At 73.1% G+C, this 22,420-nt stretch carries 19 protein-coding genes and 2 pseudogenes; 9 read left to right on the top strand and 12 right to left on the bottom strand.

The genetic code is table 11. The features are described from left to right. Window positions 1-819: 819 nt before the first annotated feature. From ACFY2A_RS17070 to ACFY2A_RS17040, 7 genes are all read right to left on the bottom strand, one after another. Entirely contained in the window at window positions 820-1,299 is a 480-nt protein-coding gene (locus tag ACFY2A_RS17070) for a phage tail protein (protein WP_093402636.1), read from the bottom strand. Window position 1,300: 1 nt separating this feature from the next. Then, on the bottom strand, window positions 1,301-2,542 hold the full coding sequence (locus ACFY2A_RS17065; protein WP_387172581.1) for a phage tail sheath family protein: 1,242 nt from the start codon (window positions 2,540-2,542) through the stop codon (window positions 1,301-1,303). Window positions 2,543-2,572: 30 nt separating this feature from the next. After that, window positions 2,573-3,262 carry a carboxypeptidase-like regulatory domain-containing protein gene (locus tag ACFY2A_RS17060; protein ID WP_387172579.1) on the bottom strand — a complete coding sequence of 230 codons (690 nt, stop codon included), beginning with the start codon at window positions 3,260-3,262 and terminating at the stop codon, window positions 2,573-2,575. Continuing rightward, on the bottom strand, window positions 3,259-3,867 hold the full coding sequence (locus ACFY2A_RS17055) for a glycine zipper family protein (RefSeq protein WP_387172577.1): 609 nt from the start codon (window positions 3,865-3,867) through the stop codon (window positions 3,259-3,261). Before ACFY2A_RS17055 ends, ACFY2A_RS17060 begins: the two co-directional genes overlap by 4 nt. 12 nt (window positions 3,868-3,879) lie before the next feature. After that, window positions 3,880-4,215, bottom strand: a complete 336-nt coding sequence (locus tag ACFY2A_RS17050) for a hypothetical protein (RefSeq protein ID WP_164450182.1) — start codon at window positions 4,213-4,215, stop codon at window positions 3,880-3,882. An 82-nt stretch (window positions 4,216-4,297) separates the two neighbouring features. Beyond that, on the bottom strand, window positions 4,298-5,104 hold the full coding sequence (locus tag ACFY2A_RS17045; RefSeq protein WP_387172575.1) for an LppM family (lipo)protein: 807 nt from the start codon (window positions 5,102-5,104) through the stop codon (window positions 4,298-4,300). 179 nt (window positions 5,105-5,283) lie between these two features. Beyond that, window positions 5,284-6,441: an FAD-dependent oxidoreductase gene (locus ACFY2A_RS17040; RefSeq protein WP_387172573.1), complete on the bottom strand. Its 1,158-nt coding sequence runs from the start codon at window positions 6,439-6,441 to the stop codon at window positions 5,284-5,286. Window positions 6,442-6,508: 67 nt separating this feature from the next. Between ACFY2A_RS17040 and ACFY2A_RS17035 the strand changes: the two genes are divergently transcribed. Further along, complete coding sequence (locus tag ACFY2A_RS17035) at window positions 6,509-7,150, top strand: TetR/AcrR family transcriptional regulator (RefSeq protein ID WP_387172572.1); 642 nt, start codon at window positions 6,509-6,511, stop codon at window positions 7,148-7,150. Between the two features lie 4 nt (window positions 7,151-7,154). On the opposite strand, the gene ACFY2A_RS17030 is transcribed toward ACFY2A_RS17035, so the two are convergent. Next, complete coding sequence (locus tag ACFY2A_RS17030) at window positions 7,155-8,138, bottom strand: LacI family DNA-binding transcriptional regulator (RefSeq protein ID WP_387172570.1); 984 nt, start codon at window positions 8,136-8,138, stop codon at window positions 7,155-7,157. 154 nt (window positions 8,139-8,292) lie between these two features. Between ACFY2A_RS17030 and ACFY2A_RS17025 the strand changes: the two genes are divergently transcribed. Next, the gene (locus ACFY2A_RS17025) at window positions 8,293-9,558 is read left to right on the top strand and encodes an MFS transporter (RefSeq protein ID WP_387172568.1); all 1,266 of its coding nucleotides are present in this window, start codon (window positions 8,293-8,295) and stop codon (window positions 9,556-9,558) included. Here the strand turns inward: ACFY2A_RS17025 and ACFY2A_RS17020 are convergent. Beyond that, window positions 9,538-10,188, bottom strand: coding sequence for a hypothetical protein (locus ACFY2A_RS17020; protein ID WP_387172566.1), 651 nt, complete (start codon window positions 10,186-10,188; stop codon window positions 9,538-9,540). The genes ACFY2A_RS17025 and ACFY2A_RS17020 overlap by 21 nt on opposite strands. 99 nt (window positions 10,189-10,287) lie before the next feature. On the opposite strand from ACFY2A_RS17020, the gene ACFY2A_RS17015 reads away from it, so the two are divergent. Beyond that, window positions 10,288-10,623 carry a hypothetical protein gene (locus ACFY2A_RS17015; protein ID WP_363919813.1) on the top strand — a complete coding sequence of 112 codons (336 nt, stop codon included), beginning with the start codon at window positions 10,288-10,290 and terminating at the stop codon, window positions 10,621-10,623. 18 nt (window positions 10,624-10,641) lie between these two features. Here the strand turns inward: ACFY2A_RS17015 and ACFY2A_RS17010 are convergent, their stop codons facing one another. Next, window positions 10,642-11,352 carry an MBL fold metallo-hydrolase gene (locus tag ACFY2A_RS17010; protein ID WP_387172563.1) on the bottom strand — a complete coding sequence of 237 codons (711 nt, stop codon included), beginning with the start codon at window positions 11,350-11,352 and terminating at the stop codon, window positions 10,642-10,644. 83 nt (window positions 11,353-11,435) lie between these two features. After that, window positions 11,436-12,194, bottom strand: coding sequence for a class I SAM-dependent methyltransferase (locus ACFY2A_RS17005; protein ID WP_387172561.1), 759 nt, complete (start codon window positions 12,192-12,194; stop codon window positions 11,436-11,438). 197 nt (window positions 12,195-12,391) lie between these two features. Between ACFY2A_RS17005 and paaI the strand changes: the two are divergent. Together paaI and ACFY2A_RS16995 are read left to right on the top strand one after the other, a co-directional pair. Further along, window positions 12,392-12,835 (top strand): annotated as a pseudogene (gene paaI / locus ACFY2A_RS17000) (hydroxyphenylacetyl-CoA thioesterase PaaI); the annotation flags it as partial. Window positions 12,836-13,025: 190 nt separating this feature from the next. Beyond that, entirely contained in the window at window positions 13,026-13,592 is a 567-nt protein-coding gene (locus ACFY2A_RS16995) for a dienelactone hydrolase family protein (protein WP_387172777.1), read from the top strand. A gap of 711 nt (window positions 13,593-14,303) precedes the next feature. On the opposite strand, the pseudogene ACFY2A_RS16990 reads toward ACFY2A_RS16995, so the two are convergent. Beyond that, window positions 14,304-15,500, bottom strand: a pseudogene (locus ACFY2A_RS16990) (AAA family ATPase); the annotation flags it as partial. A 193-nt stretch (window positions 15,501-15,693) separates the two neighbouring features. Here ACFY2A_RS16990 and ACFY2A_RS16985 point away from each other — a divergent pair. From ACFY2A_RS16985 to ACFY2A_RS16970, 4 genes are all read left to right on the top strand, one after another. Then, complete coding sequence (locus ACFY2A_RS16985; RefSeq protein WP_387172559.1) at window positions 15,694-18,567, top strand: helix-turn-helix transcriptional regulator; 2,874 nt, start codon at window positions 15,694-15,696, stop codon at window positions 18,565-18,567. Between the two features lie 106 nt (window positions 18,568-18,673). Next, window positions 18,674-19,462, top strand: coding sequence for a DUF5995 family protein (locus tag ACFY2A_RS16980; protein ID WP_363919805.1), 789 nt, complete (start codon window positions 18,674-18,676; stop codon window positions 19,460-19,462). A gap of 308 nt (window positions 19,463-19,770) precedes the next feature. Next, window positions 19,771-20,166 carry a hypothetical protein gene (locus ACFY2A_RS16975; protein ID WP_387172557.1) on the top strand — a complete coding sequence of 132 codons (396 nt, stop codon included), beginning with the start codon at window positions 19,771-19,773 and terminating at the stop codon, window positions 20,164-20,166. Window positions 20,167-20,234: 68 nt separating this feature from the next. Beyond that, on the top strand, window positions 20,235-22,325 hold the full coding sequence (locus ACFY2A_RS16970) for an amino acid transporter (protein WP_387172555.1): 2,091 nt from the start codon (window positions 20,235-20,237) through the stop codon (window positions 22,323-22,325). Window positions 22,326-22,420: the final 95 nt, after the last annotated feature.

Raw genomic sequence — 22,420 nt, 5'->3', positions numbered from 1 at the left:
TGGGCTGCGGCCCCGTCGTGAGCGTCCGCTCCCGCCGCCCCGACTGCCCGGACCGCCCTTCGGCTCCACCACCGGCGGACACCACCCGGCCGGCCCGATCCGCCCGATCCATCCGATCCGCCTGGTCCGTCGGCCCTGCCCGGCCCGCCCTGCGCGGCCGTGGCCGGAGCGGGCCGGAATCTTCCACTGCGGTCCCTTTGCTCTGCTTCAACCGGCGCACCGGCCGATGTCCGGATATCGGACGCCGAGTGGTGCGTGGGGTGAAGCAGAGCAAAGGACGTGAGGGAGTGGGTGGCCGGTGCCGGCCCGGCCGTCGGGGAGTGCTCCGCCGGCCGCGGGTCCGCGTCGGCGGCCGGTCCCCGACCTGCCGTCGCGCCGGGTCGGTGGGCGTACCGAACGGCTGCGTCGACCGCCGTCACGGGTCGATGCCCCGCGCCGTCCGCACCACCCCGGCCCGCCGGGCCGGTGGTACGGGCGTCCGTCCGGCCGTCGCCGTCCGGTTCGTAAGGGTCCGGCCCGTGATGGTACCGCCCGGCCGGCGCGGACGCGGCGTCCGGAGGCGGGTCGGGGGCCAGGTCCCGGAGCAGGCCGGGGGCGTGCGCGGTGACCACCCGCAGCCAGTGCTCGGGTGGCTGCCCCGGTCGTCGGGGTCGACCGTCGCGCTCGTCGAGGGTGGCTGCGACGGCACGATCGACCGTGCCCGACGCTCCGCCCGACCTCGCGGGCGGGCCGGCCGGCAGCGTCGGGGCGGGGGAGTCGACCACACCGGCGAGGCGGTCCACGGCAGCCGCCGCCGACCGGAGGCGATCGGCCAGCCAGCTACGCGGGCGTCGGCGCGGCACCACCGGCCTCCAGTTCCAGGCTCTCGTAGCGCAGCGTCAGGGCCGCGATGGCGATCTCCTGACCGAGCGTGTTCAGGTGCGCACCCCGCCAGTTGGTCGGCCACGCGTTGATCAGGTTCCAGCGCAGCACCTCCGCCGTGCCGGCGGCATCGAGCAGCACCACCGAGACGTTGCGACGGCTGACCGTGCCCCGGGCCACCGCGTGCACCCAGTCCCACAGCTCCCGCGACGCGGTGAGGCCGAAGTGCAGGGTGACCGGCCCGTACTCCACCTGGCCCGGGACCATCCGGATCCGGTCGTTGCCCTGCTCCCGGTACGGCACCGCCGGTATGTTCACCTCCAGCCCGCTGACCTCGGTGAAATGGCCGTTGGTCACCCCGTTGACCAGCAGCTTGAAGTTGTAGGCCCGGTACGGGTCGACCGGGGTGCCCGGCTGCGGAGTGGCCGTGGTCGGCATGTCAGCCTCCAATCGTCTCGGTCTCGGTGCCGCCGGCCCACTGGCTCAGCCTGAACACCACGAACTCCGCGGGCTTGACCACGGCGATGCCGATGTGGGCGACCACCATCCCCGCGTCGCGGACGTCGGCCGGGTTGGTCTCCTCGTCGCACTTGACGAAGAACGCCTCCTCGGGAGTGCGTCCCAGCAGCGCCCCGTCACGCCACACCCGGGTGAGGAAGGCACCGATGTCCCGACGGATGGACCGCCACAGCGTGTAGTCGTTCGGCTCGAACACCATCCAGCGGGTGCCGTTGGCGATGGCCTGCTCGATGGCGATGGAGAGCCGCCGGACGTTGAGGTAACGCCACTCGCTGGCCTCGGCGGCGAGGGTACGGGCGCCCCAGACCCGGATGCCTTCGCCGGGGAAGTACCGGATTACGTTGACGCCCCGGGGGTTGAGCACGTCGTGCTCGGCCCGGGTGACCAGGTGGCCCAGGTCGACCGCGCCCCGGACCGGCTCGTTGGCCGGTGCCTTGTGCACCCCGCGCAAAGCGTCGGTGCGGGCCCAGATGCCCGCGACGTGCCCGCTCGGCGGGGTGAGCACCAGTTCGCCGCTGAGCGGGTCGCGGACCCGCAGCCACGGGTAGTAGAGGGCGCCGAAGTCGGACTGCCGGGGGCGGTGCGCCACCGGCCCACCCCCTCCACCGCTGCCCGATCCGGCGGGGGCGTCCGGGTCGCTGGTGTCGCTCGGCTTCGCCGGGCGGCCTGAACCGGGCGTGGCGACCCGGGTGAGGGTGGAGATGTCGTCGATGTCGGGTGCCGGGTCGCAGATGGCGACCATGGTGCGGGTGCGTTCGGCCATGCTCAGCAGCGCCTCGTGGGAGACCGGGTCGTGGAAGCCGGGCGCGGCCAGGATGGAGACCTCGTCGACCGCCTCCAGCAGGTCCAGGCCGGCGCGTTTGCGGCCGGTGCCGGAGATGGCGCCGCCCTCGCCGACGTTTACCACCCAGCAGCGGGTGCCACCGTTGTCCAGGAAACCGAACACGGCCCGGGCCAGCGGCGTGCTCTCCAACTGGTCGCCGTCGGCGAACAGGCGGAGGAAATCCGTCCAGTTGTTCACCGCGAGGGCTTCGCCGAGATGGGCGGTGCGGTCCGGTGCGACGCCGACGAAGGCCGCCGTGCTGGTGCCGACCGGTCCGATCGGCCGGGCACCACTTGGCACCTCCTCGACGTAGATGCCGGGCGAGAAGTAGGTGGGCATCGGTCCTCCCGTGCAGGTCGGGTCGGCGGATCAGGAAGTCGGCGGCGCGCAGACGATGACGATGTCGGGTTCGGTCGGGTCGACCTCGGCGGTGAGCACCTGCCCCCGGCCGGTGAGCCGGAGTCGGACCGGTGCCGGACGGTCCGGGTCGTGGGGCACGCCGACGACCCGGAAGCGGCCCGCCGGGTCGGTTCGCGTCGCGTACGGCTGGCCGACGACCTCGACCCGCATCGCCGCGAGGGGCTGGTCGGCCGGGCCGACGACGCGCCCATCGAAGGTCAACATCTCCAGCTGCCGCAGCCGCAGCGGTCGCAGGACCGGTGCGGCCGGCCGGGTCGGATGGGTGACCTGAACCGGGACGTCGATGAGCAACGCCGGCCGGGGCGGCGCCCCGAAGGCAGCCCAAAGGGCCGGATCGCCGGCCTCCAGCACCAGCGTGCGCCCGTCCGTGCCGGTGGCCGCCACGAGCGCCCGGTCCAGCACGGCCAGGGCCTCCGGGCCGCCGGCGGCCAGCAGGTAGCGGACCGTGAACCGGTACGGTTCAGGGCCGCCGCTGCCCCGGGTCTGTCGGGCGGGCCGGATTTCCAGCGGCCACAGCGTCAACCGGCTCGGGTCGGCGTCGGGTCGGGGCGGGCCGACCGGGACGGTGTCACCCACCGCCCCGGCCAGCCACGCCACCAACTCCGCGGTGGCCGTGCAGATCGGACCGTCGTCGGTCATCGCGGCGGCGTCCCCTGGATCCGGTACGCGATGGCCTCGTTCCACACGTGCGGGTAGACGCCGATCTCGAAGTACCGGGTGAAGCGGTTGATCGGTGCGCCCGTGTGGTCGTGGTACAGCAGCCAGATCGGCGCGATGGTGAACAGCACGTAGTTGGCCAGGACCAGCGGGATGTACAGCGGGCCGAGCAGTCGGGCCTGGAAGATGTGCACGTCCTCGTGTCGCTGGATGCCGGGACCGGAGCCGGCGCAGACCGTGCCGAGCGTGGTGGCGTAGCGGGGGGAGACCCCCTCGACCACGTTGACCCGGCAGCTGTGCCGGGAGGTGACGCGGTCCAGCGAGTGACCGAACACCAGGTGCAGGGCCAGGTACATCGCACCGACGAGGGTGTTCAGCAGGCTCCAGGTGTGGTCGACGACGAAGAGGAACACACCGCGCGGGCTGGCCGAGTAGACCTCGGCCGCGGCGACCGCCCAGCCGAAGACCGCGCCGACGAGCAGGCCGATGCCCGCGCCGATGAGCAGCCCCACGCCACCGCCGACGAGTTGCCCGAGTACGGCGCCCGCCGCGACGTGAACGGCGGCGCTGAGGATTCCGAAGACCATGTCCGGCTCCCCTCAGGCCCAGGAGCGGATGAACCGGGGCTCGTTGCCCTGTGCCAGTTGGATCGGCGTCGCCTGCCGGTTGCCGGGGGGCAGCTGGTTGATGCCGAGCGCGGCGGAGAAGATGACCAGGCCGTTGAAGAAAGCGATGATCCACTTCTCGGCGCCCGCGTCGGTGGCGAAGGCCGCGGTGAGGTACGACAGCGCGAGCGCGATGCCCAGCGCGATCCACTTGCGGGCCTTGTCGGCGCTCGGGCCGATGAGTCCGCCGATGACGTTTGTGGTGAGCAGCGTCGCGGCACTGGCGCCGGTGAGGCTGCCCAGAGCCGCCCAGGTGAAGAGATCGTTCATTGCCGATCCCCCTTCGGTGTTGCGTACTGCGGGTGGGGTGTGGGTGAGCCGCCGTCCTCGGTGGGCGGCGGCATGCCGGTCGTCAGCCGGCGTCCGGCGGGCCGGGATTCGTGGTGGCCGGCGTCACCGGTGTGGATCCGCCGACCGGGGGTGTGTCGCTCTCGGGCGGCGAACCGCCGGTGCGGGAGCGGCGGAGCAGGAACGCGACCAGCACCGCGACGAGCAGCAGTACCACGGCGCCGGCGACGATCAGCAGCCATGGGAACCCGCCGCTGGAGTCCGCGCCGGCCGCCGGAGACGGTCGCGGCGGTGCCTCGGCGACGGCGCGCAGTTCGGCGGGCTTCTGCTCGTTGGGCTTGACCCGCCAGGTGACCGTCCGGTCGTTGACCTGACCGCCGGTGCTGGCGTCCAGGACGCGGCCGGGAAAGGTCACGGCGATCTCGAACGACATCAACAACATGAATCGTTCTTGATTCTTGGGGTCCTGCTCGGCCACTTTTCCGCCGTACTTCTTCGGGTCCAACGGAAGGGTGAACACGTACCGGTCTTCGGTGCGGACGATGCTCAGACTTTCGCTGTCGAATTGGTGCAGCGGCACGTTTCGGTAGTTGATCAGAGATCCGAAGTGGGTGGCGTCCTCGTATCGGGTCTCCGGGCCGGCGGGTAGCGCCGGTATGTTCTGCCGCAACTCGGCGAAGCCCGCCTCGACCGGCCTGTTGTTCAAGGTCAGGACGTTCCGCTCGGCCGTGAGCAGAAGTTGGCCGCTGACCGTGTCGTCGGCGTTGACGGTCAGCCCGGCATTGAGTTGCATACAGCCGGAAAGGGCCGCCACCAGCACGAGACACACCGCGCCGCGGAGTGCCCTGAAGCGCCTGAGCCCCGAATTCATGGGCTCAGTGTGTGCTCTCGCCGTCCGAGTCATCAGTCAGCGATCAGTCACATGCAAGTCGCCGATCTTACCGGGACCCCGTCACATTCGGCCGAGGTCGCGAACCCGGAAAATCGATATTCTGAAGGGTTGGCCGCAATGAGGCACTCGGCGCCGGTCGGATCGCGTCGGCTCCGCTGTCAGGCGGGCCGTGGTGGATGCCAGTCGGCGTGGCGGGCCATGCCGCGCAGCGCCGTCCGGCTCGGCGTCAGGCGCAGCATCGCGTTGCGTACCGTGATGGCCGCCGGATGTCGCAGTTCCTGTCCGAACCGGGCGGTGCGGGAGGCCGCGCGGGCGATGGCCTGGCTGCGGGGTCGGCGCAGCCGGTCGTACGCGTGCAGCGCCGCCGGAACGTCGACCGCCGGACCGGCGAGCGCGCCCAGGGTGACCGCGTCCTCGATCGCCTGGCAGGCGCCCTGCCCCAGATGCGGGGTCATGGCGTGCGCCGCGTCGCCGAGTAGGGCCACCCGGCCGCGCACGTACCGGGGTAGCGGCGTGGCCACGTGGTACAGGTCGTTGCGCAGCACGTCGTCGGGTCGGGTGGCGGCGAGCAGAGCCGGTACCGGGTCGTGCCAGTGACCGAAGCGTTCCCGCACCTCGGCCAGCTCGTCGGCGGCGTGTCCGCCGGGCGGGGCGGTGGTCGCCGCGTACCAGTAGACCTGCCCGTCGCCGAGCGGGACGGTGCCGAACTCGCTGCCCGGTCCCCAGCTGACCGCTGCGGGGACCGGCTCGTCGAAGGTGATCGCCGCACGCCAGGCGGTGGAGCCGGCGTACGCCGGTGGCGGGCTCTCCGGCCAGAGCCGGGTACGCAGCGTGCTGCGCAACCCGTCGGCGCCGACAACCAGGTCGGCGGACACCTCGGCCGGCTCACCGTCACGCTGGTAGCGAACCGTGCCGCTGGCCGGGTCGGCGTCCCGCACCGTGCAGCCGGTCCGCAGTGCCTCGGCCGGCAGCGCCTCGCGCAGCGCCCGGTGCAGCGCGCCCCGGTGTACGCCGAGCGCAGTGGTGCCGAGCACCCGTTCCAGTTCGGCGGCGTCCACCCGGGACAGCCAGCGCCCGTCCCAGGTGCGTAGCCCGCCGGTGGCACCGTCGCGCCCCAGCCGGCGTACCTCGGTGCCGAGGCCGAGTGCGTCCAGCCCGCGTACCGCGTTCGCCATCAGGGTGATGCCCGCGCCGACCTCACGCGGCTCGGGGGCGCGCTCCAACACGGTGACCCGCCAACCCCGCCGATGCAGGGCGAGGGCGGCGGCCAGCCCGCCGATTCCCGCCCCGGCCACGACCGCATGTCTCTCCGTCACGGCGACCGCCCTTCTACGCCTGTAGAAGTGCATACTACATCCGTAGAAGCAGAGATGGGGGAGCAGGTTGAGTGGGCGGGCGAAGCGGGTGGCGGTACTGGCCGACGCCGCCATCGCGCTGATCGCCGAGAGCGGCATGCGAGGGCTGACCCATCGCGCGGTGGACGCTCGGGCCGGGATGCCCGCGGGAACCACTTCGGCGTACCTGCGTACCCGGCAGGCGCTGATCGAGGCGGTGGTGCAGCGTCTCGCCGACCTGGACCGCGCCGACCTCGCCGGTCACGAACTACCCACCGGGACGCCGTCGGTGCCGGCGGGGCCGTCGCTGTCCCCGGCCGACCTCGACCGGCTCGCTGCCGGTATCGCCGGGGTGCTCGACCACTGGCTGACCGCCGCCCGGGCGCGCACCCTGGCCCGGTACGCCTGCCTGCTGGAAGCGGTGCATCGGCCGCAGCTTCGGGGAATCCTGGAACACGGCGCCGTGCTGCGGGCCCAGGCCGAGGACCTGTTCGCCCGCGCCGGCGCACCGGACCCCCGCCGCCGGGGACACCGGTTCGTCGCCTTCGTCGACGGCCTGCTGTTCGATCGACTCGTCGGTGCCGGAGTGCTCAGCGCGCCGCCACCCGGCACCCCGGCCAGCCGCGCCGATCTCGCCGACGCGGTACGTGGCCTGCTGCGCGCCCTGGTCGACCGGGAGGAGACCGGCTGACGGCTCAGGCGCTGGCGCGTAGCACCAACGCCGACGGGAAGACGGTCGTCTCCGGCGCCGCGCGCTGCTCCAGCACCATGGTCGCCGCTGCGGTGATGATCTGCCGTACCGGGTGACTGGCGGTGGTCAACGCCACCGTCGCGGCCAGCGGGATGTCGTCGAATCCGGTCACCGCGACGTCCTCGGGCACCCGGATGCCGTCGGCCCGCAGCCGACCGATCACCCCGAGCGCGGTCGCGTCGCTGATCCCGACGATCGCGTCGGTGTCCGGCCAGCGTCGCAGCACCTCCCGAGCGGCTGCGTACCCCCGGGCCGCACTGAAGTCACCGACCACCTCCCGGGCCGGCAGACCGGCGTCGTACAGCAGCCTCCGGTACGCCCGCACGGAGCGGTTGGCGCAGGCCAGCCAGCGGGGACCGGTGACCATGGCGATCCGTCGGCGGCCGGCGTCGTACAGGTGACGGACGATCGCCGCGGTGCCGCCGCCGTTGTCGATGTCCACCGACGGCACCGTGGCCGAACCGATCCCGATCGACACGGACCGGCCGCGCAGCCGGCGCGGCACCAGATCCAGCAGTGCCGGGGTCGTGTTGAGCAGGACCAGGCCGGCCACGCCCCGGTCGTCGGTCAACTGGGTCAGCCGCTCCGGCGCCCCCAACGGCACCCACTGCACCGCCACGCCAAGACCGTGCGGCGTGCAGGCCCGGGCCACCGCGGCGACCGCCTGGTCGACGTAGGGGTCGTCGAGCACGGCCGGGCCGGTGCCCGCCACCGCGATCAGCAGCCGTACGCCGGAACCGTGCACCAGGGCCCGGGCCGCCGGATTCGGCACGTAGCCGAGCAGGTTCACGGCGGTACGTACCCGCTCGCGGGCGGTCGGTGACGCGAAGCCGTTGCCGGCGAGGACCCGGGACGCGGTGGAACGGGACACCCCGGCGGCCCGGGCCACGTCGTCGAGGGTGGCCGGGCGGCGCGCTGCCGTCGTCATGAGCTTTCTCCCCGTTGTTGTTCCCGCCCGCCTGGGCGTCCACCAGCATCATGCCGTGCCCGACGGCCACTGGTAAGGACCGGAGATGGATTGTGCTGGTAGCGCTCCCAGGTGTGTGATCGTCGTACTGTCCGAGGAGAGGACCGGAACGTACGTGGACCCCGTCGTCACCACCCCTGCCACCCCGCCGACCAGCCCCGGCCCGTCCCGCGCCGTGCTGGCCGCCCGTAACGGTGTGGCGGTCGTGTTCGCGCTCAACGGACTGGCCGTCGCCACCTGGTTCGCCCGGGTGCCGGCGATCCGCGACGGACTCGGCCTCAGCCCGGGCCGGCTCGGCCTGCTGCTGCTCGCCATGTCGGTCGGGGCGATCCTCGCCATGCCCACCGCCGGCCTGGTCACCCAGCGCCTCGGTGCCGCCCGGGCGGTGGCGGCATCCACCCTGCTCGTCGCGCTCGGGCTGACCATCGCCGGAATCTCGGCCGGCGTCGCCGGGTGGCTGCCCGGGGTGGCGGTGGGCCTGTTCGCGCTCGGCTACGGCTCGGGCAGTTGCGACGTCGCGATGAACATCGAGGGTGCGGCGGTCGAACGGCGGCTCGGCTGGACCGTGATGCCGCGCTTCCACGCCGCCTGGAGCCTCGGCTCGGTGGCCGGCGCGGGCGTCGGCGCGGGGGCCGCCCGCCTGGGCGTCCCGCTCGCCGTGCACCTCGGTGTGCTGGCCGCGGTGGTGCTCGGCGGCACCCTGCTCGGGGCGCGCGCGTTCCTGCCGGCCGAGCCGGAGCCGGCCGGCACCCCGGCCGGGCGTCGCAGTCGACTGCTGGCCGCCTGGCGGGAGCCGCGTACCCTGCTCATCGGCCTGTTGGTGCTGGCGGCGGCGTTCGCCGAGGGCAGCGCCAACGACTGGCTCGCGGTCGCCTTCATCGACGGCTACGGCTTCAGTGAGGCCGCGGGCGCGGCGGTCTTCGGCGTCTTCGTGGTCGGCATGACGCTGGGCCGCACCGTCGGCACGGTGGCGCTGGACCGCTGGGGGCGGGGGCCGGTGCTGACCACGACCATCCTGCTGGCTGTCGTCGGCGCCGGTCTGGCGGTGCTCGCCGGTTCCGGTCCGGTCGCGGTGGTCGGCGTCGCGTTGTGGGGGATCGGTGCCTCGCTCGGCTTCCCGGTGGGGATGAGCGCCGCCGCCGACGAGGAGGAGCACGCGCACGTACGGGTCAGCGTGGTCGCGGTGATCGGCTACACGGCGTTCCTGGCCGGGCCGCCGCTGTTGGGCCTGCTCGGTGACCAGGTGGGCACGCTGCGGGCGCTGCTGGTCGTACCGCTGCTGTTGCTGCCGACCCTCCTGCTGGTCCCGGCGGCCCGCCCGCCCGCAGCCGGCGGCACGGGGGCGCCGGCGCGGGCGGGCTCAGCGCAGCCAGACGCGTAGCGGGCCGATGGTCCGGAAGCCGTGACGTCGTGCCGGCGCCAGGTCGGCATCCTGTTCGTAGCCGACGAGGTGCCGACCCGCGCCGGCCGCGCACACTCCGGCCCACACCTGCTCCGGCGCGGCGTCGCGGGCGAAGACGTTGCTGACGCCGACCACCTCACCGGCGTCGTGCAACACCGCTCCGCCGGACCAGCCGCCGTGGCCGTCCGCCAGGCCGAGGATCCGTACCCGGGGGTCGGTCAGCAGGTCGGGACGGAAGACCGACCCGCCACCGTGCGCGTGCGCCCACGCCATCAGGTCACCGGCCGTGGTGACCGGCAGCAGGGCCTCGTGTCCCACCGGACTGCCGGGTGGCCGGTGCAGCCACTGCGCCTCGAACAGCACGTCGAAGCCGTGCCCGGCGAGGTCCAGGTCGGCGTAGCTGTCCTTGACCGACGCCCCTGGTCCGGCGTCGATCCGCCGCAGCAGGTCCGCGTCGAGGCCGGGCCGCAGGGTCACCGCGTCCGGGTAGAGCGGCGGCGAACGGCGCGACACCGACCAGGCATCGGTGTCCAGTGAGCCGGGCCGGCCGTGAGTAGCGCAGACCAGGTCACACCAGGTGGCGTTCTCCCGCACCGCGAAGTGGATCATCGAGGCAGCCTACCGCGACGGGGGATTCTCACCCGGCTCACAGGCATCTGCCAGGTGACGGTGCTGCACTGGGAGTCACGCCGAGGAGAGGAGCCGGGCATGGGCTGGTTCAGCCGGCGGTCACGAGCCGCGCAGGGCACCCCGACGAAACTCGACCGCGAGGCCACCCCCGAGGACCTCGCCGCGCTGGAGCAGTTCGCCACCAGCCGGCAGGGGGTGGAGTTCTACCTGGAGCCGGAGACCACCGCCACCGACACCACCGTGATGGCCATCGCCCACGACGGCGAGTGGATCCGCCGCCGCACCGGCACGCCGCGCGCGGCCGGAGCCCTGGCCCGCAAACACGCCATCCCGCTCTACGAGGCCAACAAGGTCGGATACCCGGACCGGATGCGCGCCTGGAACCGGGCCCATCCGGAGCGTCGCGCCCGCTGAGCCGACCGGGTTGCCGACTCAGCCGGTGATCGCCGCCCGGGCCTCGCCGAGGGTCAACGGTGGGCTGTGGCTGGAGACGTACCAGCCGATGTCGTCGTCGAGCAGTCGGCCGACAAGCGCGAGGTCCGGTTCGTCCGCCGGCGTCCGCAGGTGCGCCGGTGGTGGATACCAGCTGTCCCCGAGCAGCATGACCCCCGAGTCGGGTACCACCACGATGGTGGAGTCCGGGGCGTGCCGGCCGCCGACGTGGCGTACCAGCACACCGGTGGGCAGCTCCACCTCGTCGGTGAAGACGCGGGTGGGCGGCAGCACCCGCAGCTCGTCCCAGGAGTCGACGGCGAGGGCGCGGGCCCGGAAGCTCGGCCCGAGCCGGCGGTTGCGTAGCACCTCCTCGCGTAGGTAGCGGACGCTCCACGGCCGGGTCGCCTCGGCGCGCAGCAGTTCCGCGCCGCTGACATGCCCGACGATCTCCACGTCCGGCCAGGCGCAGGCGCCCCAGACGTGGTCCCAGTGGTGGTGGGTGTAGACCAGCCAGCGGGGTGCCGGCAGACCGGCGGCGAGCAACGCGGCCTGGATCTCGCGCGCATGCGACGGGCTGTGCCCGGCGTCCACCAGCACGCTGCCCCGCTCGTCGGCGATCACCGCGACACCGGCCTGCACCAACTCCGGATCGGGGTCACCCGCACAGAGCCAGACCCGCCCAGCAAGATGCTCGAACGCCATCACCATCACCGCACCCTAGCGCCCTGCTCCCCGCCCCGGTCTCGGCGATCATGCAATGACCACAACTGCAGGATCGCGCGGGCTGGGGATCAGCGGACGGCGACCACGGCGGCGTCGGCGGCACCGCGCCAGAGGGTGCCGACCTCGGTGAATCCGGCGTTTCTGAGGGCGGTGAGGTGCCAGGAGGCCGGGGGCGTCCACTCCGGGCTGTGCCCGGAGGGGTAGATGGCGTGGCGTTGCCGCACGAGCGGAGCCAGGGTCGGGTCCTGCTCGGCCTGTTGCCACCACTGCGACCACGACAGCACGGCACCGGCGGCGTACCGGGCCGCCCGGTGTTCCCCGGCGCGGGCGAGCAACCGTTTGGTCAACTCGGGCAGGTCGTCGTCGGGCATGTGGTCGGCGTTTACGAACAGAGCACCCGGCCGGAGCAGGTCGCGGATCTCCGTGTAGAGGATGCTCAACCGGTCGGCGGGCAGCCAGTGCAGCGCGGTGGCGGTGAGCACGGCGTCGTAACGCCGGTGCGGCAGCGCCGCGACCCAGTCCGGCCGGCTGAGATCGGCGGGAACGATGGTGGCCCGGTCGCCGAGGGAGGCGGTGGCGAGGGCGAGCAGCGCCGGGTCGAGATCGACCAGGGTGACCTCGGCGTCGGGGAACCGACGCAGGGCACGCAGTGAGATGGTGCCGGTGCCGCCGGCCAGGTCGAGCAGCCGGGGCGGGGTGGCCTCGCGGACGGCGTCGACCGCGTCGAGCATGGCGGCGAACCGGTGCTCGCGGTCCGGTAGATACGCCTCCTGCTGACGGTCCCAACTTTCCTGCCAGGCGGCGACGTTGCTGATGTAAGGACTCATGACGTGCACGCTAGTTACTAAGTGGCTCGCGTGTCCAGGCTTGTTGCCAAGCTTTTGCAACTACGAAAGAATGGCGGAGCGATGATCGGATCGGGCCGGACCGGGATGACCCGGCCCGGCCCGATCGTGTCTGCGCGGGCACCCACGTCCGCTCGTCCGTGGCCAGCCTCCGCGAACGCCCGGCGACCGGCGGTGCCATGATGTTCGTGGCGAGGGCGAGTGCCCGGCCGGAACGGACTGGAAGCAAGGTGGACCCGCAGCGCACCGCCGCGCACGAGATGTTCGACGCCGACGTGGCCTCCAACCGGCTCGGCATCGAGCTGATCAGCGCCGCCGACGGCAGCGCGGTGGCCCGGATGCGGATCACCGACGGCATGGTCAACGGACACCGCATCGCGCACGGCGGTTTCGTGTTCCTGCTGGCCGACACCGCGTTCGCACTGGCCTGCAACAGCCACGGTCCGGCCACCGTCGCGGCCGGAGCCGACATCACCTTCGTCCGCCCGGCCCGGCAGGGGGACGTGCTGGTCGCTCGGGCCAGCGAGCGCACCCGGTACGGCCGCAGCGGCATCTACGACGTCACCGTGAGTCGGGAGGGCGGGGAGGTGGTCGCGGAGTTCCGTGGACAGAGCCGGACACTGCGCGCGATACCCGCCCCCGACGGTGGCGCGCCGGAACCGGAGGAGCGGGATCGCGCACCAACAGCCGGCCAGGGGCGCTGACCCGGGACCCGGCACCGCTGCTCCAGCCGGCCCGTGTCGACGGCCCACCCGGGACGGATCCCGTGCGCGCCGCTCCGTGGTGGTCGCGGGCGTCGGGCACGATGTCCCGATGGGACACGTCGTGCTCTTCCATTCCGTGTACGGGCTGCGGCCGGCGGTGCGGGAGGCCGCCGACCGGCTGCGGGCCGCCGGCCATCGGGTGCACTCGCCCGACCTGTACGGCGTACCCGCCGTCGACTCCGTGGCGGAGGGTTTCGCCCTGCTGGAGCGGATCGGCCAGCAGACCGTTCTCGACCGGGCCCGCGCGGCGCTCGACGGGCTGCCGCCCGACACCGTGCTCGCCGGGTTCTCGATGGGTGCCGGGGTGGCTGGCGCGCTGCTGGCCGAACGACCCGACACCGCCGGCCTGCTGTTGTTGCACGGCACCGGAGGCTCCCCGGCGGTGGTTCGTCCCGGCCTCCGGGTGCACCTGCACCTGGCCGACCCGGACGCCTACGACCCGCCCGACGAGGTAGACCAGTGGCAGCGGGAGATGATCGCGGCCGGAGCGGATCTCGTGGTGCACCGTTATCCCGGGGCGGGGCATCTCTTCACCGACCCGACCGTTGCCGACCACGACCCGGTCGCTGCCGAGCTGACCTGGGATCGGGTGCTGGCTTTCCTGCAGCGCCGTTGACCCGGCCGTCGACCGGGGGACCACGGTGCAGGCCCGCCGCACCAGCCGGCTCGCGATCGTCCCGGCCGTCGAGGTGACGCGGCCGGGCGGAACGACCCGGCTCGGGGGCGTCGCGGTCACCGAGGCGATCTGGCCGATCCGCCGGTCGAGGACGGCGCGCACCGCCCGGGGCAGCCGGGCGCCGGCGACCTGCCGCAGCACCGGATCGGTGACGTCGTAACCGCCGGTCGGCAGGGGTACCAGCAGGCCGTCGCCGGTCAGGGTGGTCAGCTCCGCCGCCACCCGGGTCGGCGGCCAGTCGAGGACGTCGGCAAGCTCCGCGACGGTGCGGCCCGGCGCGAGCGCGGCGGCCGTCAGGACCGCACGCGCACCGCCGTCGAGACGATCCAGCCGGGCCTCGACGACCCGACGGACACATTCCGGTACGGGCAACTCCCCGGGCTCGCCCCCGGTGAGCGTACGGACGTAGGCCACCGCCCGCCCGGGGTTGCCACCCGTCACCGGGATCAGCCGGGCCGCCAATCCGGCCGGTTGACCGGACCGGCGCAGCAGTCGGCGCAGGAGCCGGCCGGTGGTGATGGTGTCGAGCGGGGACAGGCGCACCTTGGCCGCCGGCGGACCGGCAGCGCCCAGCTCCTGGGTGCCGGTCGCGACCAGCACCAGCGGCACGTCGCGCTCGTCGGCCAACTCCACGAGCGTGGCCAGTTGGCGGCGCAGCGCCGGTGCGGCACGGTCGAGATCGTCGACGGCGACCACGACCGGTTGCCGCCGCGCCAGGCTCAGCAGCACCTCGCGCCAATAGCTCACCGCGCGGGCCTGAGCGGCTGTCGGGGAACCGCTCTGCGGCTGCGGCTCGCTCGCCGACGGATGTCCCGGCGGACTCTGCGCCGGATCGGCGGCCACCCTGAGCAGGGCGTCCACTGTGTTCAGGGCGGGCGTCAGCAGGTCGGCCGGCACCAGACCCGTCAGAGCGGCGACGAGTCGGCGGCGTACCGTCTCGGGGTCGTCGCTGACGCCGGCTCGGGCCAGCCCACGGACCAGGTCCGCGACGGGCGCCAGCGGCCCCTCCGGGTAGGGCGGGCAGGTCGTCGAAGACCAACGCACCGGGACACCGCCCAGCGTGCGGGTGGTCCGCGCCAGTTCCCGCAACAGGCGACTGCGCCCGCTACCGGGCGGACCGAGCAGCAGCACCCGGCGGTCGCCGCGCCCGCGCACCGCCTCGGCGAGGTACTCCCGGGCGACGGCCAACTCCCGTCGCCGGCCGAGCAGTGGGAGGTCGTGCCGCAGCGGTCGGGGACGCTCCGTGCCGGTGGCGTGCCAGACGTCGACCGGCAGTGCCTTGCCGGTGACGGTCACCGCCGGGACCGGGCGCTGTGCGATCAGCCCGACGACGGCCCGATGCGTGGCCGGGCAGAGCGCCACCCCGCCGGGCGGGGCGTGCTCCTGTAGCCGGGCGGCGAGGGTAATGACTGCACCGCTGGCCACGCCGTGGCCGCCGTCGTGGCTGACGGCCAGGTCGACCACGGCCTCACCGGTGGCGACGCCGACCCGGACCCGCAGGCCCGGTGCCGAGGCCAGCGGGCGGCCGTCCAGCGCCCGCTGGATCTCCAGCCCGGCGCGCACCGCCCGGTACGCGTCCCACCCGTCAGCACGGCGCGCACCGAACAGAGCCATCACCGCGTCGCCGACGTACTTCTCCACCGCGCCGTTCCACCGCCGCAGCACCCGGGCGACGGTGCCGAAGTAGGCCCGTTGCAGGGCGCGGACGTCCTCCGGGTCGAGCCGGTCGACCAACCGGGTCGACCCGACGATGTCGACGAAGAGGACCGTGACGGTCCGCCGCTCCTCCGTCACGGGCCAACACACTCGCTCGACGGCTACCTGACCAGCGACAACAGAACTGGGCATGGAGATCGCACCTGCCTCTCCCCCCGTACGCGCTGACGATGTCCGGAGCCTGTCACCGCTGGTCTGACGGCGGATCGGCAGAACGACGTATGTCGGCCGAACGCAACCTTTGGTCGCAATGTCGACGCGATGAGTAGGACTGACGGGAGGCACCTGTAGAACGGGGACGGAACCTGTGACTAGGCTGCGAGCCATGGCCAGCGACGTGGACACCACACCGCTCGTGGGTCGGGACGACCTGATGGCGACGGTACGATCCGCGCTGCTCGACGACGTCACGCCGGGGCAAACGGCGGCGGTGTTCCTGACCGGTGAGAGTGGCGTGGGTAAGACCCGCCTGCTGCACGAGATCGGCGAGCAGTTGGGCCACGGGGGTGCCCTGGTGCTCACCGGGTCCTGTCTGGACATCGGCGACGCCTCGCCGCTGCATCCCCTGCGACAGGCGCTGCGCCGCCTCGACGCCGACCTCGCCCCGCCGGCCGCAGCGTCCGTCCGCGCGCTGCTCGGGGTCTTCGCCGAGGACCGGGCCGGCCCGGACGGCGCGGGTGCCTTGCTGGAGCGGGTGTCCCGCGGGCTGAATGTGATCGCCGGTGGCCGCCCGCTGGTGCTGGTACTCGACGACCTCCAGTGGGTCGACCGGACGACCCGCCAACTTCTGCTCTACCTGCTCGCCGGCCTCGGTGACCTGCAACTGTCGGTGCTGGCGGCGGTGCGGTCGGAGTCGTTGCAGGGGGCGCATCCGCTGCGTCGGGTGCTCACCGAGCTGCGCCGACTGCGTTCGGTGCGGGTGCTCGACCTGGCCCCGCTGGATCGGGCCGGCACCGAGGAGTTGGCCACCACCGTGATGCGTCGGCACCTGGCGCCGGAGGCGGCCGAGCAACTGTGGCAACGCAGCGGCGGCAACCCCTTCGTCGTCGAGGAGCTCTCCCGGGAACTGCGCGATGGTCGCGACGGGCTCTCCGACACCCTCCGCGAGGTCTTCCTCGCCCGGGTGGACGCGCTGCCCCGACCGGCGCACCGCGCCGTGCACGCCGTCGCCGCCGGCGTCGAACCGGTGGAGCACTGGCTGCTCGCCCGGGTGGTCGGGCTGCCGGAGCACGAGCTGCTCGACGCGGTCCGGGCAGCGGTGTCCCATCGGCTGCTGGTCGGCTCGGCCGACGGCTACCGGCTACGCCACCGGCTCGTCGCCGAGGTGCTGGAGGATGAGCTGCTCCCCGCCGAGCGGGCGCTGCTGCACCGGCGCTACGCCGAGGCGCTGACCTCGGCACCGGCCGAGTTGCATCAGGCCCGCTTGGCCCATCACTGGCGGCTGGCCGGTGAGCCGGAGCGGGCGCTGCCGGCGGCGATGGCCGCCGCCGAGGAGGCGGAGCGGCTTTACGGCTACGCCGAGGCGCACCGACACTGGTCGGTGGCGCTGCAGTCGGCCGAGGGGTTGCCCGGCGTCGACCGGCCCACGCTGCTCGGGCGGGCGGCCGAGGCGGCCCACCACTGTGGTGAGTACGCCCGCGCGTTGGCCCTGCTCGAGGAGCTGGCCGGTGCCGACACCGACCTTCCGGCCTGCGAGCTGCACATCCGGCGGGCCCGTTACCTCGCCGCCGCCGGCCGTTCCGCGTTGGCCGAGGCGGAGTACGAGCAGGCGCTCGCCGCCGCCGACTGCACACCAGGGCAGCGGGCCACCGCCGCCGCCCGACTGGCGGAGCTGCTGCTGCAACTCGGCCGGTACGCCGAGGCAGGCGAGCGGGCGCGGGAGGCGCTTGCCCTGGCCGAGCAGGTGGACGGGGCGACCACCGAGGTGGTGCTGGCCAGCGCCGCGTTGGGCTTCTCCGAGGCGTACCGCCAGGATCCGGACGCGGGCCTGGCGGTGTTGCGACGGGCACTGGCCACCGCCGAGCGGGCGGGTCGTCCGGAGGATGTCGCGTTGGCCTATCTGCACCTGGCCGAGCTGCTGACCGGGCCGCTGAACATCCTCGAGGAGGGTGTGGTGGTCGCCCGCCGGGGTGCCGAGCGGGTCGCCGAGCTGGGGTTGGGTCGGTCCTACGAGACCCGGCTGCTGGCCATCGCCACCAATGGGCTGTTCCGGGTAGGACAGTGGGCCGAGGCGGAGAAGGTGGTCGCCTCGGCCCTGCGGCACCGTCCCTCCGGCGCGGATGCCGTCGAGTTGCTGCTGGCCCGCTGCCGGCTGTCGGTCGGCTACGGCGACGTCGAGGCGGCCGACCGGGATCTGGACGCCGTGGCGACAATCCTGGCCGGCGGCGGCGCCCGGCACGTCATCCCGCTGCTCACCTTGCGGGCCGGGCTGGCCATGTGGCAGGGGCGGCACGATGTGGCCCGACACGCGGTGCAGCGGGGTCTGACCGAGACCCGCTCCGACGACCTGGTCATCCTCGCGGTGCTCGTCTGGCACGGGCTGCGCGCCGAGGCGGAGGCGCACGCCAGCCGTACGGTCGCCGTCGACGACAACGTGGTGCGCCGGCTGCGTGGGATCGCCGAAAGGGTGGCGGCACGCAGCGAGCGGGCGGCCCGGCCGGTGCGCTACGTGATCGACGGTTACCTGGCGTTGTGCGCCGCTGAGGTGAGCCGGCTCGACGGCGCCGATCCGGAGCTGTGGGCGCGGGCGGCGGCCGAGTGGGACCACCGCAACCACCCGTACCCGGCGGCGTACTCGCGCCTGCGTCAGGCCGAGGCGTTGCTGGCCAGCCGCCGCAAGGCCGCCACCGCCGGTAAGCTGCTGCGCCAGGCGTACCAGTCGGCGCAGGCGCTGGGGGCGGTGCCGCTGACCGACGAGATCCGTACGCTCGCCGGGCGGGCCCGGGTCGCGTTGGAGGAACGCGGCGCGGTCGGGGCCGCGACGCCCGACGGATCGGGCGGTGAGGAACTGGCCGCCCTGACCGCGCGGGAGCGTGAGGTGCTGGCCGCGGTGGCCGAAGGGCTGACCAACAAGGAGATCGGTCAGCGGCTGTTCATCAGCGAGCGGACCATCGGCGTCCACATGTCACACATCTTCGACAAGCTTCAGGTACGTACCCGGGTCCAGGCCAGCGCCATCTTCCTGCGTAGTCGGGCGTAGGTGTCGGATACGTCGTTCTACTGATGTCCGCGCAGCGGACGCCTGAAAGGCTGGGGCCCGGCGTCGCAACGGGCACGACGACGCCGGGGAGCAGCCTGGAGGGGACATGAGCGAGCGCGGTGGGTGTGGTGAGCCGGCGTGGGGGCCGGTGCACCGGGACATCGTCGACCTGCTGGCCGATCATCCGACCGACGTGCCCGCCGTCGTCGACCACCTGACGAAGCTTCAGGACATGCTGGTCCGGCTGCCTCCGCTGCTGGACAGCTGCCCACTGGCGGATTTCAACAAGCTGTATCTCACCATCACCTCCAGCGTGCTGGACGGGCTGTACGCCGACCGGTTCGTCGACCCGGTCTTCCTGTCCCGGCTGGACGTCGAGTTCGCGGCCCGCTACTTCGACGCGTTACGGATGTGGAGTGACGCCAGCCCGAGCACGCCCCGGGCCTGGTCGTGCCTGTTCGAGCGGATGCGTGGGCCGGACGCCCGACCGTTGCCATCGGCGGCGGCCGGCGTCAACGCGCACATCAACTTCGACCTTCCGTTCGCGCTGGTCACCACGTTCGACCACCTGGAGTCCGAGCCGGTCGACGGCAGCGACCAGCACCGGGACTACCTGGAGATCAACAAGATCTTCGCCGACAAGATCCCCGGCCTGCGTCGGGGCTACCTCGAGCAGTGGCAACTGCTCATCGACATGCTCAACGGCGAGATCGACGACTGGTATCAGGGCGAACTGATCCACTACACGCGCGATGTCGCCTGGCGCAACGCGCAGCGGATCTGGCGGTGCCGGCACGACCCGCACCAGCATGAGCGCGAGCGCAGGCGGCTAGACGACACGGCCGCCGCGCTCGGTCGGTTGCTGCTGTCGCCCCTCGGGGCGTTCCTGCAGTAACCGGGACGGGGGGTCCCCGCGCTCCGTCCACCCGAGGGGCGCGGGGGCATCCGACCCGAGCCCCGGACGGCAACGTCCGGAGGCGGCCACGGGGGGCACGGGGGAGATGGGGGACACGGGGGACCACGGGGGGACCACGGGGAAACAGGGGCCGGCCGGCCCGGGGGGTGTCGGCCGGTCCCTGCGGGGTACGCCGCGACCATGACCGCTGTGTCCCGGCGCCGTCCTGCCGCCCGGCCGCGACCGCGCCCCGCCGCCCCACCCCGCCCCGCGCGGCCGGGAGACCGTGCCGGCCGCGGAGCCCGGAGATGACCGCTCAGGTTTTCGAGTTCCGTTTCGACTCGCGGTTCCGTTGGCTGCTGGCGCTGATCGGCGTCCGGCCCGGCACCGCCTGGGTGCGGGTCGACTCCGCTCAACTGCTGGTCCGGTTCGGCCCCTGGCAGCTACGCACCGAGCGGGAGAACGTCGCGGGCGTGGAGAGCGGCGGCCCGTACCGCTGGTGGCGGGTGATCGGCCCGCACCTGTCCGGCGCCGACACCGGCGTCACCTTCGGCACCACCACGGCCGCCGGGCTCTGTGTCCGTTTCGTGCGACCGGTGCCTGCTCTGCTGCCCGGCCGGTGGCCCCGCCATCCCGGGATGACGGTCACCGTGGCCGACCCCGCCGACCTGGCCCGGGCGCTGACCGCTCCGGCTGGCGGCTGACCGGGAGCGGACCGGTTGACCGACCGAACCACCACCTACGGTCTGTTCGACAACGGTGAGGCGGGGGCATGGGGGACGGGACGAGAGCGCGACGGGGCCGGGAACGCCGCCGCCCGGCGACCGGTGCGCCGGAACCGGGGTTGCGTGCCGCGCGGGATCCGACGCGTAAGGGGGAACGGGCGGGGCGGCGGGTCACCGTGCCCGAGCGGGTGGCCGTCCCGACCGGCCCGGTGGCACCGGAGAGCCGGCTGCGTCGGTGGTTGTTCGTCCACCGGGTGCAGCCGGTCGGACCGGAGACCGCCGAGGGACAGACCCGGTCGCACGCCTGGTGGCGGGTGATGTGCCTGACCGGTGTCGACTACTTTTCCACCCTGTCCTACCTGCCCGGCATCGCCGCCCTGGCCGCCGGTGCACTGTCTCCCGTGGCGACCCTGCTGATCGTCGCACTGACCCTGTTCGGCATGTTGCCGATGTACCGCCGGGTAGCCCGGGACAGTCCGCACGGCCAGGGCTCGGTGGCGATGCTGGAACGCCTGCTGCCGTTCTGGCGCGGCAAGATATTCGTGCTGGTGCTGCTCGGTTTCGTCGCCACCTCGTGGATCGTCACGATCACGCTCTCCTCGGCCGACGCCACCGTGCACGTGCTGCAGAATCCGTACCTGCCGGAGTGGTTCGGCGGTACCGGCGTCGCCGTCGGGGTGACCGTGGTCCTGCTGCTGATTCTCGGCGCGGTGTTCCTGCTCGGCTTCCGGGAAGCCGTGGCGGTGGCCGTACCGCTGGTGGCCGCCTTCCTCGGGCTGAACGCGGTGATCGTGGGGGTGTCACTTGTCGAACTGGCCGGTGATCCTCGTCCGCTGGCGGACTGGACGGCGGCGCTGACCGCGGGCGGCGGTCCGGGCCAGGTGGCGCTGACCGCGGCGTTGGCGTTCCCGCTGCTGGTGCTGGGCCTGTCCGGGTTCGAGACCGGGGTCAGCATGATGCCGCTGGTGGCGGGGGAGGGGCCCGACGCACCGGCCCGGTTGGCCGCCCGGATCCGCAACACCCGGCGGCTGCTCACCGCCGCCGCGCTGATCATGTCGGTCTACCTGCTCTCCACCACCTTCGTCACCGCGGTGCTGATCCCGCCCGAGGCGTTCGCCCCGGGCGGTGCCGCCAACGGGCGAGCGCTGGCGTATCTCGCCCACGAGCAGGTGGGTGAGGCATTCGGTACCGCCTACGACGTGAGCAGCGTGCTGATCCTCTGGTTCGCCGGTGCCTCGGCGATGGCCGGGCTGATCAACATCGTGCCGCGCTACCTGCCCTCGTACGGCATGGCGCCGGAGTGGGCGCGCGCGGTGCGCCCGGTGGTGATCGTCTACACGCTTGTCTGCATCGTGCTGACCGTCGTGTTCCGTGCCGACGTCGACGCACAGGCGGGGGCGTACGCCACCGGGATCCTGGCGATGATGGTCTCGGCGGCCGTCGCGGTGGCCATCGCCGCCGCCGGCCGCCGGCAACGCGGCGTCGCCGCCGGCTTCACGGTGCTCACCCTGGTGCTGCTGTACGCGCTGGTCGAGAACGTGATCGAGAAACCGGACGGGATCGCCATCTCCGGACTGTTCATCCTCGGCATCATCGCCGTGTCGCTGGTGTCCCGGGTGACCCGCACCACGGAGCTCCGGGCGGAGCGGGTCGAGTTCGACGAGACGGCGCGGCGGTTCGTCGCCGAGTCGGTGGCGCACGACGGGCGGCTGCACGTCATCGCCCACAAGCGGCGCAGCGGGGCGGTCAAGGAGTACACCATCAAGGAGCGCGCGCAGCGGGGCCTGAACCCGGTCCCGGGAGCGACCGACGTGCTCTTCCTGGAGATCGACGTGGTGGACCCTTCCGGGTTCCGCCACGTGCTGCGGGTGTGCGGCGTCGAGGTGGGTGGCTACCGGGTGCTGCGGGCCAGCAGCCCGGCGGCACCAAACGCCATCGCGGCGATCCTGCTGGCGCTGCGGGACGCCACCGGGGTACGCCCGCACGCCCACTTCGAGTGGTCGGAGGGGAACCCGATCGCCCACCTGCTGCGCTATCTCATCCTCGGTCGGGGGGACACCCCGCCGGTGGTGCGCGAGATCCTGCGCAAGTCCGAGCCTGATCCGGCACGCCGTCCCGGCATTCACGTCGGAGGTTGAGCGGCGCCGTCGATGCCGGCTCCAAGTAGATGTGAAGCCGAATGGCTTACTCATTCACCTATGCCTGATTTGTGCCATGTGTCGCCGTACGGTGG

The sequence above is a fragment of the Micromonospora sp. NPDC000442 genome (assembly GCF_042898635.1).
Taxonomy (GTDB): Bacteria; Actinomycetota; Actinomycetes; order Mycobacteriales; family Micromonosporaceae; genus Micromonospora.
The sequence above is the reverse complement of the archived record's forward strand: the minus strand, read 5'-3'. Positions and strand labels throughout refer to the sequence as shown.

Excerpts from the sequence above, each read along its gene's own strand:
- ACFY2A_RS17070 (WP_093402636.1), bottom strand. The coding sequence starts at position 1,299 with ATGCCGACCACGGCCACTCCGCAGCCGGGCACCCCGGTCGACCCGTAC.
- ACFY2A_RS17065 (WP_387172581.1), bottom strand. The coding sequence starts at position 2,542 with ATGCCCACCTACTTCTCGCCCGGCATCTACGTCGAGGAGGTGCCAAGT.
- ACFY2A_RS17060 (WP_387172579.1), bottom strand. The coding sequence starts at position 3,262 with ATGACCGACGACGGTCCGATCTGCACGGCCACCGCGGAGTTGGTGGCG.
- ACFY2A_RS17055 (WP_387172577.1), bottom strand. The coding sequence starts at position 3,867 with ATGGTCTTCGGAATCCTCAGCGCCGCCGTTCACGTCGCGGCGGGCGCC.
- ACFY2A_RS17050 (WP_164450182.1), bottom strand. The coding sequence starts at position 4,215 with ATGAACGATCTCTTCACCTGGGCGGCTCTGGGCAGCCTCACCGGCGCC.
- ACFY2A_RS17045 (WP_387172575.1), bottom strand. The coding sequence starts at position 5,104 with ATGAATTCGGGGCTCAGGCGCTTCAGGGCACTCCGCGGCGCGGTGTGT.
- ACFY2A_RS17030 (WP_387172570.1), bottom strand. The coding sequence starts at position 8,138 with ATGACGACGGCAGCGCGCCGCCCGGCCACCCTCGACGACGTGGCCCGG.
- ACFY2A_RS17020 (WP_387172566.1), bottom strand. The coding sequence starts at position 10,188 with ATGATCCACTTCGCGGTGCGGGAGAACGCCACCTGGTGTGACCTGGTC.
- ACFY2A_RS17015 (WP_363919813.1), top strand. The coding sequence starts at position 10,288 with ATGGGCTGGTTCAGCCGGCGGTCACGAGCCGCGCAGGGCACCCCGACG.
- ACFY2A_RS17010 (WP_387172563.1), bottom strand. The coding sequence starts at position 11,352 with ATGGTGATGGCGTTCGAGCATCTTGCTGGGCGGGTCTGGCTCTGTGCG.
- ACFY2A_RS17005 (WP_387172561.1), bottom strand. The coding sequence starts at position 12,194 with ATGAGTCCTTACATCAGCAACGTCGCCGCCTGGCAGGAAAGTTGGGAC.
- ACFY2A_RS16995 (WP_387172777.1), top strand. The coding sequence starts at position 13,026 with ATGGGACACGTCGTGCTCTTCCATTCCGTGTACGGGCTGCGGCCGGCG.
- ACFY2A_RS16985 (WP_387172559.1), top strand. The coding sequence starts at position 15,694 with ATGGCCAGCGACGTGGACACCACACCGCTCGTGGGTCGGGACGACCTG.
- ACFY2A_RS16980 (WP_363919805.1), top strand. The coding sequence starts at position 18,674 with ATGAGCGAGCGCGGTGGGTGTGGTGAGCCGGCGTGGGGGCCGGTGCAC.
- ACFY2A_RS16975 (WP_387172557.1), top strand. The coding sequence starts at position 19,771 with ATGACCGCTCAGGTTTTCGAGTTCCGTTTCGACTCGCGGTTCCGTTGG.
- ACFY2A_RS16970 (WP_387172555.1), top strand. The coding sequence starts at position 20,235 with ATGGGGGACGGGACGAGAGCGCGACGGGGCCGGGAACGCCGCCGCCCG.